General features: G+C 59.8%; 15 protein-coding genes and 1 pseudogene. 2 read left to right on the forward strand and 14 right to left on the reverse strand.

The window, feature by feature from the left end:
• The 6 genes and pseudogenes from HZI36_RS25705 to HZI36_RS27115 all read right to left on the reverse strand — a co-directional run.
• A partial coding sequence (locus HZI36_RS25705) for a GTP-binding protein (protein ID WP_233345777.1) occupies positions 1-298 on the reverse strand: 298 nt, incomplete at its 3' end.
• A 39-nt stretch (positions 299-337) separates the two neighbouring features.
• On the reverse strand, positions 338-2,440 hold the full coding sequence (gene fusA / locus HZI36_RS25710; RefSeq protein WP_179405493.1) for an elongation factor G: 2,103 nt from the start codon (positions 2,438-2,440) through the stop codon (positions 338-340).
• Positions 2,441-2,558: 118 nt separating this feature from the next.
• Entirely contained in the window at positions 2,559-3,029 is a 471-nt protein-coding gene (gene rpsG / locus HZI36_RS25715; RefSeq protein WP_006477195.1) for a 30S ribosomal protein S7, read from the reverse strand.
• A 172-nt stretch (positions 3,030-3,201) separates the two neighbouring features.
• Positions 3,202-3,582 (reverse strand): 30S ribosomal protein S12, encoded by a 381-nt coding sequence (gene rpsL / locus HZI36_RS25720; protein ID WP_006400662.1) that lies wholly within the window; start codon positions 3,580-3,582, stop codon positions 3,202-3,204.
• 236 nt (positions 3,583-3,818) lie between these two features.
• Entirely contained in the window at positions 3,819-5,666 is a 1,848-nt protein-coding gene (gene recQ / locus HZI36_RS25725) for a DNA helicase RecQ (RefSeq protein WP_179405494.1), read from the reverse strand.
• Between the two features lie 172 nt (positions 5,667-5,838).
• A pseudogene (locus HZI36_RS27115) lies at positions 5,839-6,078 on the reverse strand (hypothetical protein); the annotation flags it as partial.
• A gap of 25 nt (positions 6,079-6,103) precedes the next feature.
• Here HZI36_RS27115 and HZI36_RS25735 point away from each other — a divergent pair.
• Together HZI36_RS25735 and HZI36_RS25740 are read left to right on the forward strand one after the other, a co-directional pair.
• Positions 6,104-6,451, forward strand: a complete 348-nt coding sequence (locus HZI36_RS25735; protein ID WP_179405496.1) for a hypothetical protein — start codon at positions 6,104-6,106, stop codon at positions 6,449-6,451.
• The gene (locus HZI36_RS25740) at positions 6,448-6,750 is read left to right on the forward strand and encodes a hypothetical protein (protein WP_246327226.1); all 303 of its coding nucleotides are present in this window, start codon (positions 6,448-6,450) and stop codon (positions 6,748-6,750) included. The genes HZI36_RS25735 and HZI36_RS25740 overlap by 4 nt, the downstream gene beginning before the upstream one ends.
• 227 nt (positions 6,751-6,977) lie before the next feature.
• Here the strand turns inward: HZI36_RS25740 and HZI36_RS25745 are convergent, their stop codons facing one another.
• The 8 genes from HZI36_RS25745 to HZI36_RS25780 all read right to left on the reverse strand — a co-directional run bounded on the left by HZI36_RS25745 (position 6,978) and on the right by HZI36_RS25780 (position 16,685).
• Positions 6,978-7,481 carry a hypothetical protein gene (locus HZI36_RS25745; RefSeq protein WP_179405497.1) on the reverse strand — a complete coding sequence of 168 codons (504 nt, stop codon included), beginning with the start codon at positions 7,479-7,481 and terminating at the stop codon, positions 6,978-6,980.
• On the reverse strand, positions 7,478-8,095 hold the full coding sequence (locus tag HZI36_RS25750; RefSeq protein WP_179405498.1) for a response regulator transcription factor: 618 nt from the start codon (positions 8,093-8,095) through the stop codon (positions 7,478-7,480). Before HZI36_RS25750 ends, HZI36_RS25745 begins: the two co-directional genes overlap by 4 nt.
• Positions 8,096-8,120: 25 nt before the next feature.
• Positions 8,121-9,557 carry a TolC family protein gene (locus HZI36_RS25755; protein WP_179405499.1) on the reverse strand — a complete coding sequence of 479 codons (1,437 nt, stop codon included), beginning with the start codon at positions 9,555-9,557 and terminating at the stop codon, positions 8,121-8,123.
• Positions 9,554-11,731, reverse strand: a complete 2,178-nt coding sequence (locus HZI36_RS25760; RefSeq protein ID WP_179405500.1) for an ABC transporter transmembrane domain-containing protein — start codon at positions 11,729-11,731, stop codon at positions 9,554-9,556. Before HZI36_RS25760 ends, HZI36_RS25755 begins: the two co-directional genes overlap by 4 nt.
• Positions 11,732-11,746: 15 nt before the next feature.
• On the reverse strand, positions 11,747-13,027 hold the full coding sequence (locus HZI36_RS25765) for an HlyD family secretion protein (protein WP_179405501.1): 1,281 nt from the start codon (positions 13,025-13,027) through the stop codon (positions 11,747-11,749).
• 84 nt (positions 13,028-13,111) lie between these two features.
• Positions 13,112-13,387 (reverse strand): hypothetical protein, encoded by a 276-nt coding sequence (locus tag HZI36_RS25770; RefSeq protein ID WP_179405502.1) that lies wholly within the window; start codon positions 13,385-13,387, stop codon positions 13,112-13,114.
• 244 nt (positions 13,388-13,631) lie between these two features.
• A complete protein-coding gene (locus tag HZI36_RS25775; RefSeq protein ID WP_179405503.1) occupies positions 13,632-13,922 on the reverse strand; it encodes a hypothetical protein in 291 nt (96 codons plus the stop codon).
• A gap of 990 nt (positions 13,923-14,912) precedes the next feature.
• Entirely contained in the window at positions 14,913-16,685 is a 1,773-nt protein-coding gene (locus HZI36_RS25780) for an alpha/beta hydrolase family protein (protein WP_246327227.1), read from the reverse strand.
• Positions 16,686-16,942: the final 257 nt, after the last annotated feature.

Raw genomic sequence — 16,942 nt, forward strand, 5'->3', positions numbered from 1 at the left:
CCATCTGCGCGGCGCCCGTGATCATGTTCTTCACGTAGTCGGCGTGGCCCGGGCAGTCGACGTGCGCGTAGTGACGGTTCGCCGTCTCGTACTCGACGTGCGCCGTGTTGATCGTGATGCCGCGCGCCTTTTCTTCCGGTGCCGCGTCGATCTGGTCGTACGCCTTCGCTTCGCCGCCGAACTTCTTCGTCAGCACGGTCGTGATCGCTGCCGTCAGCGTCGTCTTGCCGTGGTCGACGTGACCAATCGTGCCAACGTTCACGTGCGGCTTGGTCCGCTCAAACTTACCTTTTGCCATGATTCTCTTCTTTCAAAAATTAGTCAGACGGTAGATGGATTACTTCGACTTCGCGCTGATGATCGCGTCGGCGACGTTCTTCGGAGCTTCAGCGTAGTGCTTGAACTCCATCGTGTACGTTGCACGACCTTGCGTCAGCGAGCGCAGCGACGTCGAGTAGCCGAACATTTCCGACAGCGGCACTTCGGCGCGAACGATCTTGCCGCCGCCGACCATGTCTTCCATGCCCTGGACGATACCGCGACGGCCCGACAGGTCGCCCATCACGTTGCCCATGTAGTCTTCCGGCGTTTCGACTTCGACCGCCATCATCGGCTCGAGCACGACCGGGCTCGCCTTGCGCATCGCTTCCTTGAACGCCATCGAACCGGCCATCCGGAACGCGTTTTCGTTCGAGTCGACGTCGTGGTACGAACCGAACGTCAGGTGAACCTTCACGTCGACGACCGGGAAGCCCGCGAGCACGCCTGCCTTCAGCGTGTCCTGGATACCCTTGTCCACCGCCGGGATGTATTCACGCGGAATCACGCCGCCCTTGATCTCGTCGAGGAACTCGTAGCCCTTGCCCTGCTCGTTCGGCTCGAGCGTAATGACCGCGTGACCGTACTGGCCGCGACCACCCGACTGCTTGACGAACTTGCCGTCGACGTCCTTCGCGGTCGAGCGGATCGTTTCGCGGTAGGCAACCTGCGGCTTGCCGACGGTCGCTTCCACGCCGAATTCGCGCTTCATCCGGTCGACGAGAATTTCGAGGTGCAGCTCGCCCATGCCCGAGATGATCGTCTGGCCCGATTCTTCGTCGGTCTGAACGCGGAACGACGGATCTTCCTGCGCGAGACGGTTCAGCGCGAGGCCCATCTTTTCCTGGTCAGCCTTCGTCTTCGGCTCGACGGCCTGCGAAATCACCGGCTCCGGGAACACCATGCGCTCGAGGATGATCGGGTGCTGCGGATCGCACAGCGTGTCGCCCGTGGTCGCTTCCTTCAGGCCGACCGCGGCGGCGATGTCGCCTGCGCGGACTTCCTTGATTTCCTCACGCTGGTTCGCGTGCATCTGCAGAATACGGCCGAGGCGTTCCTTCTTGCCCTTGGTCGAGTTCAGCAGCGTGTCGCCCGAATTCACGACGCCCGAATACACGCGGAAGAAGATCAGCTGGCCAACGAACGGGTCGGTCATGATCTTGAACGCGAGCGCCGAGAACTTCTCTTCGTCCGATGCCTTGCGCTCGGCCTTCTCGCCATCTTCGAGTTCGCCCGTGACCGGCGGAATGTCGACCGGCGACGGCAGGAAATCGATCACGGCGTCGAGCATACGCTGCACGCCCTTGTTCTTGAACGCGGTACCGCAGAGCATCGGCTGGATTTCGCACGCGATCGTACGGTCGCGCAGCGCCTTCACGATGTCGGCTTCCGGCAGATCGCCTTCTTCCAGGTACTTGTTCATCAGGTCTTCGCTGGCTTCGGCAGCCACTTCGACCATCTTTTCACGCCACTCGTTGCAGGTGTCGACGAGCTCGGCCGGGATGTCGACGTAGTCGAACTTCGTGCCTTGCGACTCTTCGTCCCAAATGATCGCCTTCATCTTCAGCAGATCGACGACGCCCTTGAAGTTCTCTTCCGCGCCGATCGGCACGACGACCGGAACCGGGTTCGCCTTCAGGCGCAGACGCAGCTGGTCATAGACCTTGAAGAAGTTCGCGCCGGTACGGTCCATCTTGTTGACGAACGCGAGACGCGGCACCTTGTACTTGTTCGCCTGACGCCACACCGTTTCCGACTGCGGCTGCACGCCGCCCACCGCGCAGTACACCATGCACGCGCCGTCGAGCACGCGCATCGAGCGCTCCACTTCGATCGTGAAGTCGACGTGCCCCGGGGTGTCGATGATGTTGATGCGGTGTTCCGGATAGTTGCCGCCCATGCCCTTCCAGAAGGCCGTGGTAGCAGCGGACGTGATCGTGATGCCACGCTCCTGTTCCTGCTCCATCCAGTCCATCGTGGCGGCGCCGTCGTGAACTTCGCCAATCTTGTGGTTCACGCCGGTGTAAAACAGAATGCGCTCGGTCGTCGTCGTTTTGCCGGCGTCGATGTGAGCGCTAATACCGATGTTACGGTAGCGCTCGATAGGAGTCTTACGAGCCACTTTGATCCTCAATTGGGTTGACGCGAAGCGGTCGTGCGTCGCGTCTCAACACAAACGGGCGAGGCGCCTGATAAGCGCACCCGCCCGGATTTTTTCCGCTAAAAGCCCTGCCTGGCGCTTAGAAACGGAAATGCGAGAACGCGCGGTTCGCTTCCGCCATGCGGTGAACTTCGTCGCGCTTCTTCATCGCACCGCCGCGGCCTTCGGCCGCTTCGGACAGCTCACCAGCCAGACGCAGAGCCATCGACTTCTCGCTGCGCTTCTTCGCGGCCTCACGCAACCAGCGCATCGCCAATGCCATACGACGCGACGGGCGCACTTCGACCGGAACCTGATAGTTGGCACCACCAACGCGACGGCTCTTCACTTCGACCACCGGCTTCACGTTGTTGAGCGCAACGGTGAACACTTCCAGCGGGTCCTTGCCACCCTTGGTCTGGATCTGTTCGAAAGCACCATAAACGATGCGTTCAGCGACCGACTTCTTGCCGGACAGCATCAGCATGTTCATGAACTTGGCTACATCCACGTTGCCGAACTTCGGATCCGGCAACACTTCCCGCTTGGGGACTTCGCGACGACGCGGCATGTTTCTTCCTTTACCTGTTCAGTTGGAGCAATTTTTTGCTCCGCGGCCACCAACAAACCCGATCACATCTTTCAGACTAACCAGCTTGGCCGGGTGACCACTTACTCGACAGCACCGGCAATCCGGCACCACCGCCTTGACCGCCGTGAGGCGATCGCCTTTTCGATACTGCTTACTTTGCAGCCTTGGCACGCTTCGCGCCGTACTTCGAGCGCGCTTGCTTACGATCCTTGACGCCCTGGGTATCCAGCGAGCCGCGAACCATGTGGTAACGCACACCCGGCAAGTCCTTCACACGGCCGCCGCGGATCAGCACAACCGAGTGCTCCTGCAGGTTGTGGCCTTCACCGCCGATGTACGAGATCACTTCGAAGCCGTTCGTCAGACGAACCTTGGCGACCTTACGGAGTGCCGAGTTCGGCTTCTTCGGCGTCGTCGTGTACACACGGGTGCACACGCCGCGACGCTGGGGGCAGTCCTGCAAGGCCGGGCTCTTGCTCTTAGTCGTTTCCGACTGACGGCCTTTGCGAACCAGTTGGTTGATGGTTGGCATTGTTTATTCCTGAAATTGAACAAAATACGCACAAAGATTTCGGGCAAAGCGAGAATCTGAGTGCGTTTGACTTCCCGAGCCGGTGGGTTTGACGCGAACCTGAGCACGCGACCAAGCCCTCCGAGAACCGGAACCCGGCATATTAGTTCGGAAATGCTTGGCGAGTCAAGGGGTTGCGTGGGTTTCCCACAGGCTGTGGTGCAGCCGGGCCAATGTGACCGGGCGATGAAATTCGGTCAGGCCGATTCGATCACGTCGATGATTTCGTCGCCGAAACGCTCGAGCTTGCGCACGCCCATGCCGGGGATGTGGCGCAAGTCGTCGATCGTTTCGGGGGCATTGCGGGCGATTTCGGCGAGGGTCGCATCGTGGAAGATCACGTAGGCCGGGACGCCGTCGGATTTCGCGGTGTCGGCGCGCCAGGTGCGGAGTGCGCTCCAGCGCGCGAGTTCGCGCGTGCCCATGCCGGCGGTCGGGTCGGCACGGCCGGCGCGGCTCGACGACGATTGGCGGGTGCGTTGCGGTTTGACGTAGCGGCGCAGCGTGACGCGCTCTTCACCTTTGAGTACCGGTTTCGCGGCATCGGTGAGAACGAGCGCGCCGAAGCCGCCGTGGTCGACGGCGAGGTAACCGTATGCGACGAGTTGGCGGAAGATCGCACGCCATTCGGGTTCAGACAGCGATGCGCCGATGCCGAACGTGCTCAGGTTCTCGTGGCCGCGGTGCAGGACCTTCTCGTTGCGGCTGCCGCGCAGGATTTCGATCAGATGGCTCGCGCCGAAGTTGAAACCGCTCGCGCGCTGCGCGCGGAACGCGCATGACAGCGCCATCTGCGCTTCGCGCGTGGCGTCCCACGAATCGGGTGGTTCGAGGCACGTATCGCAGTTGCCGCACGGTTTGCTCTCTTCGCCAAAATAGTTCAACAGGCGCACGCGGCGGCACGAGATCGTTTCGCACAGACCGAGCAGCGCATCGAGCTTCGAGGTCTGGACGCGCTTGTGCGCGTCGTCGGCGTCGGATTCGTCGATCATCTTGCGCTGCTGCACGACGTCGCCGAGGCCGTACGCCATCCATGCGTTCGCCGGCAGACCGTCACGGCCCGCGCGGCCGGTTTCCTGATAGTAGCCCTCGACGCTCTTCGGCAGATCGAGGTGGGCGACGAAGCGCACGTCCGGTTTGTCGATGCCCATCCCGAACGCGATCGTCGCGCACATCACGATCCCTTCTTCTCGCTGGAACATTTCCTGGTGCTTCTGGCGCACCTCGAATTCCATGCCCGCGTGGTACGGCAGCGCGCGTACGCCCTGCGTCTTCAGCCAATCCGCGGTTTCTTCGACCTTGCGGCGCGACAGGCAGTAGACGACGCCGGCGTCGGTCGTGCCGTCCGCATTCGTGTGCTCGGCGCGGATGAAGTCGAGCAGTTGCGAGCGCGCGTTGTCCTTTTCGACGATCCGGTAGCGGATGTTCGGGCGATCGAAGCTCGAGATGAAAACGCGCGCGTCGTCGAGCGCGAGACGATGGATGATCTCGTCGCGCGTGATCGCGTCGGCCGTGGCCGTCAGCGCGATGCGCGGCACCGACGGGAAACGTTCGTGCAGGACCGAGAGCTGAATGTATTCGGGGCGGAAGTCGTGGCCCCACTGCGACACGCAGTGCGCTTCGTCGATCGCGAACAAGCCGATCTTCGTGCGCTCGAGCAGTTCGAGGAAGCGCGGCGTCATCAGGCGCTCCGGCGCGACGTAGAGCAGATCGATGTCACCTTCGCGCAATGCGCGCTCGGTCGCGGCGGCTTCGGCGCCGGACAGCGTCGAGTTCAGATACGCGGCGCGCGCGCCGACTTCCCGCAACGCGGCGACTTGATCCTGCATCAGCGCGATCAGCGGCGAGACGACGATGCCGGCGCCTTGGCCCGCTTCGCGGCGGAGCAACGCGGGGATCTGATAGCAAAGCGACTTCCCGCCGCCGGTGGGCATCAGGACGAGACAGTCACCACCGTCCGCGACGTGCTCGACGATTTCGCCCTGCTGCCCGCGAAATGAGGAATAGCCGAAGACTTCGTTGAGGATTTCGAGAGCGCGGGACATGGGCGGTGACGTGGAGACGGCTGACAGCGACGGGGGGATTCTATCAACCTATGCGGCGCGGAAACGTTGGATCGGGCAACGTTGGCCGTTTGGACGTATGCCGTCCGCGGTCGAACAGGGCCGCTGGCCATCGCCGCCAGTCAAGCAATCGAAGGGCCGCAGTCGCGGCCCCCTCGTACGTCGCCGGACGTGCGTCCTTGGCGGTCATCCGGTCATTCTCGTCCGGCATGTCCAAACGCTCGCCCTGCTCGCACGGGATGAAGCGCGTATCGCCTTTGTCGGTGATCTGCACACGACGCAGCATCTGGCGAACGATCACCTCGATGTGCTTGTCGCTGATCTTCATGTCCTGCAGACAATGCACGCCCGGCACCTCGCCCGCGATGTAACGCGACACTGCCTCGATGCCCCGCCGATACGAAATGAAGAGTTTAATCATGCGCAACTATTCGTCACCGGCAGCAACGCTTTCGCCGAAAAGCGTGAGAAATTCCACATTTCCAATGAAATGTGCGGGTGATAGGCTTCACATCCAACGACACCTCGCCCAATTTCAACTCTCGAAAATTCAGCGCACCATGAAAATTTTTATCAACAAGAAAGCATTTTTAATCCCAGCGAGAATGCTACTTATCTTTCTTATCTACATGGGGGTTTATTCATCCATCGAAAAACTGACGACCACACATATCAACGAAACGCTATCGATCGCCATTGCGGTAATTTCCGTTCTCTTGGAAATTTTTTTCTCAACAATTTACAAACAAATTGGCCAAAAATCATGACTAGCCATTTCACCACTCATCACCATCCTTCCGACGCCTCGATTGCCGCATTTTCTCCTGCACTGACCGATCTCAACATTCTCTCGGAAGACGAGTTGGGCGCAATTGCCGGAGGCCAATGGAACTGGGGTGGAATGATCTTGGGCGGCTTGCGAGGTTCAGTGATTGGCGGAGTTTCAACCGCCGCTGGCGCCGCCGCATCTGGGCAGCCGATCGGATCCGCCGGAATTGGCGGGATGGTTACCGGCGCCATAGCAGGGGCGTGGACCGGAGGACTTCAACGCAACGCTAACCGGTAAATTTGGCGATGCCGGCACTGCAAGAGCGAAGTGTCGGTATCTGGTCTAGTTTCAACAACTCCCACATCGTCACGACGATGTTCGTCGGGGATTTCGATGCAGCGTTAAGGTGTGTGATTGGCGGAAATTCCGTGTTTCCTGAAATTATGCCCGATTGGGATTCCACGAATCGATTGACGAGACTCCGTTGCGCGCAACTCGCGAGAGGCGCCATGTTCACGGATTGATCATGGTGTTCGGCCTGACGGCCTATAGATTTTGTGAAGGAATGCCCCCACGACAAACGATATCACTGCAATGACAGACGAAAGTGTTTGATCGACGTCCAGGGGCGTTAATTTTTCGATGGATGAATATATTCCCATGTAGATCAGGAATACGATGAATGCCCTGATTGACGAAAGAAATAGCTGATGCCACACCATGGCTCCATCAGCATGGGTGCGGGTGAACGCCTCCCCGCCGCCGGCACGCCGGATCAAATGTCGCTCGAAGAAAACACAATATATAAAGAACACCGCCAATGCGAATATCGGGGTTAAATTAAAGGTCGACGTTGGGGCCAGGGGCAAATAAACTGCAACGGTCAAAAGCCCCATGGGTGATGCTCGATGTGCCGCGCCCAGCAAGAGCGCAACCCACCCATTACCATATCGTTTGTTGAATGGCTCAGGAAATGCGCCGTACAGGAAAAATCTCTTGATCGCCTCGCGGGAAATTTTAAATTTCATAAATTCCTTTCAATTATAGCCTTGGCAACCGCGTGCATTCTGCTTTGTGCGCCCAATACCCGCATGATATTGCTGACATGATTGTCGACGGTACCTTCGGCGAGATTCAGTTCATCCGCAATTCTTTTTGAAGAATATCCGCAACAGAGCAACGACAAAACTTCTCGCTGACGCCGCGTCAATCGATTCACCGGATCCCCATCCGAAGCAATCTCGGGAAATACAGCCTCTCCGTTGATCACACACGTCAATGCAGCATGAAAATCCTCGACAGGCATCGTTTTGACGATGTAGGCAAGCACACCCAGTCGCTTCGCATCGTTAATCAATGAGACCTGCGTAGAGGCCGTCACAATCGCACATCGTCCGACAGCCCCCAATCCATGAAACCGCCGAACCAACGAAAGATCGCAAGCGCCCGGGACGCTCAGGTCCACAAAGACCCTGAACCAGTCGGCAGCCCGCCTGAATGTGTCGACAGCGCTCCGCGCACTGGCGGCCACAGTCACCGCCAATCTCTCGTCGATCTTCGCCAGATGCATCCGTATCGCCATTGCCACGACCGGATGATCCTCCACCACCAGGACCGGCAGGATATTGCGTCGCGTCTTCATCGATCCACGCTCCGTAGCCTATTCCTCATCGACCATCGCCCCCGAGTTCGAGCTTGCCGAGACTTGCCGCAAGCTTGAGCCGCGCCGTCCGCCATCTCGACACCGCGAGCACGCGCTGTTTCTGCGCATCGGCGAGCGCGGTCTGCGCATTCAGCAACTCGACGAACGCCCCGACGCCCTCCTTATAGCGACCGCGCGCAATGTCGAGCGCACGCTGCGCGGCTTCGAACAATTTCCGCGAATTCGACAGATTGGCTGCATCGGCTCCGAGGCTGTGATAGCTCCTCCAGACGTCGAGCGACACCTGGAGTTCGTTGTCACGCATCGACGCCTCCTGCGCGTCGGCGAGTGCCTGCGCTTGCGCGATGCGATAGCCGGCCGCGAAGCCTTCAAACAGCGGAATCGTCACCTGCACGCCGATCGTGCTACTACGGTTGCGCGTCACCGGTATCGACTGCATCCGGGACGTCGGACTGTTCTGCTTGATGCTGCCGACAAGTGAGACGGTTGGGAGGCCCTGCGCCCGAGCGGCATCGACATTCGCGCGCGCCACGTCGAGTTTCGCGCGCGCCGCGACCAGCTTCGGCTGGCGCTGCTTCGCTTCATCGATGAGTTGGTCGACATCGGCCGCGAAGCCGTCAGGTATGGCCGCATCATGCTCCGCGGGCGCGATCCGTATGAGCGCGCTCGCCTCCAACCCCATCGCAACAGCAAGCGCTCCCGTTGCGGCCTGCGTGTCACCTTCCGCACCGACACGATCGAGCACCGCGCGCCAGTAACTCGTGCTCGCCTGTAACCTGTCGGCCAGTGTGCCGGCGCCGGCTTCGTGCTTCGCGGTCGCTTCGGCGAGGCTCTCATGCGCGATCGCCTCGGTGCCGCGTGCGGCGTCGAGAGAGGCCTGAGCGTCGCGTAGTGCGTAGAACGCCTCGGCTGCGTTGAAGAACACGGCTTGCAACGTCTCGTCCTGCGCAGCGTTCATGGCCGCGAGCAGTGCATGCGCCTGTCGTCGGGCAGCGCTTCGTTTGCCGAAATCGAACAGCACCCAACTCAAGTTCAGCGCCCCGTATTTGCTCGATATATTTTGCGATTGGCTGATCGAACCCGCGCCAGCCGCGCTGGCGTCGTAAGTAGTGGACTGCGTGTCGCGTTCGATGCCGGCGGCCATCTCCAGCGTGGGCAGATAAGCGGCGTCGGCAACGCCGAGCGCGGCAGCGTTTGCGCGCGCTTCGGCCCACGCTCGACGCACCTGTGGATTACCGCAGATCGCGTGCAGAATCGCGTCGTCGAGTTCGAGCGGCTGTATGGGCGATACCGTGCGACACGACGTGTTCTTTAACAGCGGCACGGCGGGCTCGGCGGACACTTCCCGGCGCGTGCGAAACACATCAAGCATTTGCGCGTCGGCGACGGGGGCGCTCACCAGCGCGGTAGCAGACATGGCGACAAACAGACAGCGCTTCATCGGTCGGCCTGCATGTCGAGCGACCGAATATCGCCATCCAACGTGGTCGCCCATTCGGCCGTCGGTCGATCGAACACGATCTGCCCGCCATCCATCGTCACCACGCGTTCGGCGGACGCGATCGTCTCCGGCCGGTGCGCGACGATCACGCGCGTCATCCGAAGCGCGCCAACGGCCGCGTTGACCTGCTGCTCGCGTTGCAGGTCGAGATGGCTCGTCGCCTCATCGAGCACGAGAATCTTCGGCCGCTTGTACAACGCGCGGGCGAGCAGCACGCGCTGCTTCTGTCCGCCGGACAGCACGGTGCCCATGTCGCCGACCAGCGTGTTGTAACCCATCGGCATCGCGACGATGTCCGCATGAACCGCTGCGAACTGCGCACATTCGGCGATCCATTTCGGATCGGCGTCCGGATCGAAGAAGCTGATGTTGTCGGCAATCGAGCCGGCGAACAGCACATCGTCCTGAAGGACGGTTCCGATCATCGCGCGCAGCCGGTCGAGCCCAAGCCGGTCGACGTCGACACCGCCAATCCGCACCTTGCCCGCCGTCGGTTCGAGCACCCCGAGCAGCACGTTGACGAGCGTCGTCTTGCCACAACCGGACGGTCCGACGAGCGCCACCGATTCGCCGGGCGCGATAGCGAGCGACACGCCGTCGAGCACCGCCGGCTCACCGTCCGCGTAACGGAACCCGATCTCGTCGAATTCGATGCTCGCCGCGAGTTCATCCGCTTCGCCCGGCACGTGGCGCGAGCTCGCGTCGGGTTCCGGCTGCGCGAACACGATGTCGGCGAGGCGTTCGCCCTGCAGTTGCAGCATCCGGACCTCGAAATACTTGTCGATCAGGCTGCCGACACGGCTATCGAACTGCCCCTTGTATGCGTTGAACGCCATCAGCACGCCGACCGTGAACTGGCCCTCCACCACCATCCGCGCACCGAGCCAGATAATGACGATGCCTTCGATACCAAACAGCAACCCGTTGAGTTGCTGGTAGAGCAACTGCAGCTTTTGCACGTGCAGACCGGCGTTGATCTGCTCGACGAGCAACGACAGCCAATTCGCCCGACGCTCGTCCCGCCGGTTGAACAACTTGATCGTTTTCACGCCGCGCACGGTCTCGAGAAAGTGGCTCTGCTGCTTGGCGGCGCGGACGATCTGCTCCTCAGTGGCGCGCTGCAGTGGCCGATACCAAAGCCAGCGCAGCAGCGCGTACATCGCCATCGTCACGAGCGCGATGCAGCCTAGTACGCGGCTGTAAACAAACATCATCGCGAGCGTGACGATCGTCATCAGACCGTCGATCACGGCACTCACGAATGACGTCGTAAGCGTTTGCTGGATCGTGTCGATCGAGCCAAAGCGAGATACGACGTCACCGAGATGGCGACGCTCGAAGTAGCGCGCCGGCAAACTGAGCAAGTGCGTGAAAACGTTCGCTCGCCACTGCACGTTCAGTGTCGTGCCGAAATACATCAGCGCCCACGCGCGGATCGCGCTGGTCGCTTGCTGCATCAGTACCAGCAGGCCGAAGCCGAGCGCGAGCACGGTGAGCAGATCGCGGTCGGCACTGACAATCACCTCGTCGATCACCCACTGCAGAAAGAACGGCTGCACCAGCGCGAACACTTCGAGTACGAGCGCAAGCAACAACACTTGGCCAAGCGAACGCGACAGACCGGTCACGGGCCCGAGCAATGTGCGCAGCTTGACCGCGGGGACTGCGTCGCGTGGCTCGAAGCGGCTGGTCGGCCACAGTTCCAGCGCGACGCCGGTGAACGAGCGCGACAACACATCGAGCGGCAGCTTGCGGATGCCCTGCGCGGGATCGTGGATGACCGCGCTTTTACCGCTCACCTCCTTCAACACGACGAAGTGATTGAAGTTCCAGTGCAGCAAGCACGGCATGCGCAACTGGCTCAACTGATCGAGATCGAGTTTCAGTGCACGGGTGCCAAGATCGAACTGCTGCGCGATGTCGATCACGCGAGCGAGGCCGGCGCCTTTGAGCGATACCGGAAACCGGCCGCGCAATGTTGCGAGATCCACATGATGGCCGTGATAGCCCGCAACCATCGCGAGACATGCGAGCCCGCATTCGGTCGCTTCGGTCTGCAGGATCATCGGCAACTTGCTGCCGACGCCGAGCGAAAGACGGTCTAGAAAGGACATGAGCAAGCAGCAGAATCAAAGTTTGCCTGTAAGGCTGTAGAGCGGTTCGAGCACCCACTCATACAGGCGTCGGCGCTCCTGGAGAATGTCGGCCTGCAGAACCATCCCGGCTTGCAGCGACTGCGGCTTGCCGTACGTAGTCACGGTTTGTGAATCGAGCGTGGCCGTAACGCGATAGAACGTTCCGCCGTCCATGCGCGTATCGGCAGCCGGCATTCCGCTTGTCGACAATTCGGCTGCGGACAACGCCGTGCGAGCGATCGAAGTGACGCTTGCATGGTATTGGCCGAATTTCTGGTACGGATACGCTTGATAGCGGACCCGCACCGTGTCACCGACATGCACGAATCCGACCGCCGCGCTCGGCACGAACAGGTGAACCTGCCAGTTCGCGCCATCCGGCACGATGCTCGCGGCCGGGTGCGTCGTGCCGATCATCTGGCCGGGCTCGGCAATCACGGCGGCCACAATGCCGGGTTCTGGCGCGGTGATGACGAGTTCGCGCCTCGCCTCGCTTTCAATCAGCGCTTGGTCGACTTCGATCACGCTGCGGCTGATCTGTGAAAGCTGGTTCTGCTGCCTGAGCTCGAGCCCGGACAACTGATTCGTTGTCTCCTTGAGCGCCTGCGATACATTCGCGTGCTCGCGTCGAAAGCCGAGCAGCCGCGATTGCTGGTCGAGCAAGTCAGCCTGACGCTGCTGGAGTTGGTCGGTCGAAATGTAGTCCTGCGCGAGCAGTCGTCGGTAGCGCGCGACACCATCAGCGGCAATCGACGCTCGCTCATGCTGGCTCGTGAGTTGGTCGTCAAGGCGCGCGCGTTCCGCACGGAGGCTTCCGATTTTGGCCTGCAGCGTGTCGCGCTCGTCTTGCTGCAGCACGCGCGTTTTGTCGATCTCCTGAAGCAGAGAGTGTTTTCGCTGGCGCGCCTGTTCAATTAGCGCCGCCTGCGTTCGCCCTTCGGCCGCGCTCTGCAATTCCGTCGAAACCGTGTACAACACCTTGCCACGTGTCACGTGCTGACCTTCGGCCACCGCCTTGCCCATTACAATGCCCGGCTGCTGCGCGTAGACCTTGACAAGGCCGGCGTCGGGCACGACCACGCCTTCAACGGTCGTGCGACGCGTGTAGCTGCCGAACGCGAAAAGCAGCACGACGGCGAGCGCCATGCATGCCGCCGCCAGCGTCAGGAACGCGAACGATATCGGGCGCACCAGTACGATTTCGCCGAGCAGCGACGTGCGTTGTGCCTGCTGGGCCTCGTGACGAAACAGGGGGCGCTGTGACTGAGCTGGCATGGATTGAGAGCCAAGACCGAACGATAGCGCGATCGTCGCTCCGTTTCCGAAGCGCCGACCGCGCATTGCTCTAATACTCGTCAATCAATGGCGTTGGCCGCCTTGCAGTGCCCCGGCGAGCATTCCTCCAACTCCAGCGGAACCGATGGATTGTCTCAAGCAGGCTGCTTGCGCAGTAGCGCCCGGCCCCGTGTAGACCACTTCTTGCAATCGGCCAAGGATCATCCTGCCCCAGATCCGCGCGCCGGCGATAGCGCCCAATTCTTCTTCCGACAGCACGTTGACCTCGCTCAGTCCGACGTGGAGGACGATATTCGTTTCGCTGTGTCGCAGGTGATGCGTGATTAACGTGTTGATCATGAAACTTCGCCAAGAGTTTGGTAGTTTTCAAAAAAACGGTGTTACAAAAACGGAGAGCGCAATCGATTTCAGGCATACCCTCGCGGCGATTTCGATCAAGAACAATTTATTTATTGACTCGCCCCCTGGAATCGGCGTTTGCGATCAACGAGCACTCAAACCCAGATCATCGGCAGGCAAAATTGCCTACCGATGCAGAGCGCATATATGCGATCGGAATAATACTGGTGACGATAAAATCAGACTAGCGCGGCGTGTTTCGAGCGGCCCAAGCAGCAGGTAGCCCCATCGAAAGCCCATTTATAACAGCATTAGTCGTGGCCGGATTCCCCATTGCCATCGAACCGAAGCCTCCAATAGCCATACCTCCAACTCCCCATTTTAGCCCCTGGGTTGTCATCGCCCCCCAGTTCCATTGAGGGAAATTCACAGCGCCGGAAACAGCAGCAACTTCATCCACCGTGAGGACACAAAGATCGATCAGTTCCGATGAATTGCCCCTGCTGGACCCTTGATTGATGAAATGATTGCTCACTACACCCTCTTATTTGATCTAAATATTACAAAAAACAAATTTTCCAAGGAAACCGTTAAAAATCCGATAAAAATCGCCACGGACGTCGATTCCGCATGAAAACTTGTCCATCGATTAACGCATTGAAGCACCCCAGCATAAATAATGAACCAATGGGCCGCTCGTGCGACAAAGAACAAACCTGAATTTAGCCTGCGCCTATCCATACCTCCCCTTAAATATCGTCTTATACACAATTTTCGCCTGCTTTTGCACACCATCCCAAACCCTTGAGATAGTGCCATCTAGGGTTTTGACCACCCAAAGAAGAAGTTCCGGTGCTTGGCAGTTCGCCTCCACGAATCCGTGATTTATAGCCAGATTCCTATAAGACAGCGACTTGAAGCCTCCACATAATACAGCTTCCGGCGGGACCCCAATCATTGCGGCGCCGATATGCAACAGCAAGCAGATGCTTTGAATGAAGCACCTCTTGATGAACAGGAGCGTCTCCGCAAATACCACCATCAATCTCGCCGTCGCTACAAGTTATTTTTTTACCCCCGTAATTGAGATATACAGCCTCCGAATCACACACCATTCGTAAGGTATACGTAATGATCTCAAACGTCAAGCATCCGGCAATATCTCAATATATAAAACCGAACAGATGGCGAGCATTTATTTTGAGATTAGCGCATGCGACCCCGCGCGTTCCTTACTGATTTAAGATAGAGCACACGTCATAACGTTATATACATTGCATAGCGCCCGACGACGAGCGAGGGCGCGCCGTTTTCATTCAATGACTTGCGGGATGCGCTTGTAAACTGCCCTTGGGCGGATCGCGCCTATTTTCGTGATTTGGGCAGACGCGTGTCGACGACAGCGCTGCAGCGCAGTGAGCAGGAATTCGAGGGGCCGGATCCGGGCGACGCACGCCTCACCTGAAGGGGGAAGAAATCTCCGGCCAGATCGCCTTCTCCGTCGCCTGCGGCATAAGCTACGACACTAATTTGTGCCAAGATGGGCACCGAGGAATGCCACCATCGCCTCGTAGAATTCGAACCGGTTCTCCTCATTCAAGAACCCGTGCCCCTCGTTTTCCTTGAGCAGGTACTGAACATCGACGCCGCGCTCGCGCAGCGCGTTGACGATCCGGTCACTCTCCGTTCGTTTGACTCGCGGATCATTAGCGCCTTGCGCGACCAAAAGGGGGGTCACGATCCGGTCCGTGAAGAAAAGCGGGGACGCATCTCGCAGCGCCCGCTTTCCCTCCTCGGTATTCGGATTCCCGATCATCTCGTACATCATGTCGAGCTCTGGTCGCCAGTAAGGCGGGATCGATTCGAGTAGCGTGAGCAGACTCGACACGCCGACGTAGTCGACAGCCGCGGCATACCGGTTTGGCGTGAACGCGATACCGGCCAACGCCGCGTAGCCGCCGTAGCTGACGCCGTAGATGCCGATTCGCTTCGGATCGACGAGCCCGTTCCCGATCAGCCAGTCGACGCCATCGTCGATGTCGTGCTGCATCGCGCGCCCCCACTGGCCGAAGCTTGCCTCCCAGAACGCGCGCCCGTAGCCGGTCGATCCGCGAAAATTGACTTGCAGCACCGCGTAGCCGCGATTGGCGAGCAATTGGACTTCCGCGTTGAAGCCCCAATGATCGCGTGCCCACGGACCGCCGTGCGGATTCACAACGAGAGGCAGTTTGGCAGACTCCTTGCGACCTGGATCGTAATCGGCCGGCAGTGTCAGGTACCCGTGAATCCTCAGTCCATCACGCGACGTGTATGAGATGGGCCGCATCGGCGCCATGTCGTCGGGGTCGAGCCACGGCATCAGATCCGCGATCTTTGCCAACTGGCGGGTTTCGATGTGATAGGTCCACATAGCGCCCGGCGAGCGGTCGCTCTCGGTCCGGACGATCGCTAGCGACTCGTCCCTAGTGAAGCCGGCGATGCTGACCACCGCATCGGGCAATTGCGCTTCGAGGTCTGCATAAACTTCAGCCGTCTGCGCGTCCAGGCAATGCCGTTGCACGTAATCGTCGGCATACCAGATTGTCGTGAGCGTACCGCGTCGCCGCGAATACGACATTCCAGTCACGTCGACTTCGTCATGCTCGAATAGCACCTCGCCTTCGCGCGCCGTTTTCGGATCGAATTCAAATATCGCAATGCGGTCCCGGCCGCGATTCGACAGCACATAGAGGCGCTGGTTGTCGAATGTGAAGAAGAGTGGGGCAACTGTCTCCCTGAAGTTTGTCGTGACGACCGGGCAAAACGGCTCGGCCTCGTCGTCGCGGTAGAGCAACGTCTTGTTCACCCCGTCTGATGCTATCGCGACGCGCAACTTGGACGCATGATCCGTCATCCATCCCACGATGTTGCCGGGATTTTCGGCGACCAGGGTAGATTCACCCGTCGCCACGTCGATCCGGAACACGTCGAACAGCTGCGGATCTCGCCGGTTGTGGCAGATCAGCAAATAGCGGTCGTCATCGATCAACTCGTCGACGATCGAGGCGCGCACGCCGTCGTAAGGTGTCAGGTCGACCGGCTCGCCGCCGTCGACGGGCACGGAAAGCACGTGATAGTTTTCGTCACCGCCGAAGTCTTTCACATAGAGCAGGCGTTCGCTGCCCTTCCAGCAATAGCCGAGCACGTCGCGGGCGGTCTCCTGCGTCACCGCCCAAGCGCGGCCGCTGGGACAGCCTAGTGCGTCGATCATCTGGACGAACACATTGAGACGTCCCACATGGGTGGCGAGAAAGGACAAGTAGCGCCCGTCGGGGGACAGTTGGAATCCCGTTCGCTCCGGGTAGCGAAAAAAATCGCGTACGTCGTAGGACTTGACGGCGGACGCGATACATTTCGAATCTGATTGGGACCGATTCACCTTTCGTTGGCTCCGTTGTGGCAGCTGACCATCGAAAGAAGTGTAATTTATTTGTAATAGACCAGCGAAGTCATTCGTTGCCAGAACTTGACGGCCGTCATGCCATGGCACGCTCCGTTCTGCGCCCCCCACGTCAA

Source organism: Burkholderia guangdongensis (genome assembly GCF_013403875.1).
GTDB lineage: Bacteria > Pseudomonadota > Gammaproteobacteria > Burkholderiales > Burkholderiaceae > Burkholderia > Burkholderia guangdongensis.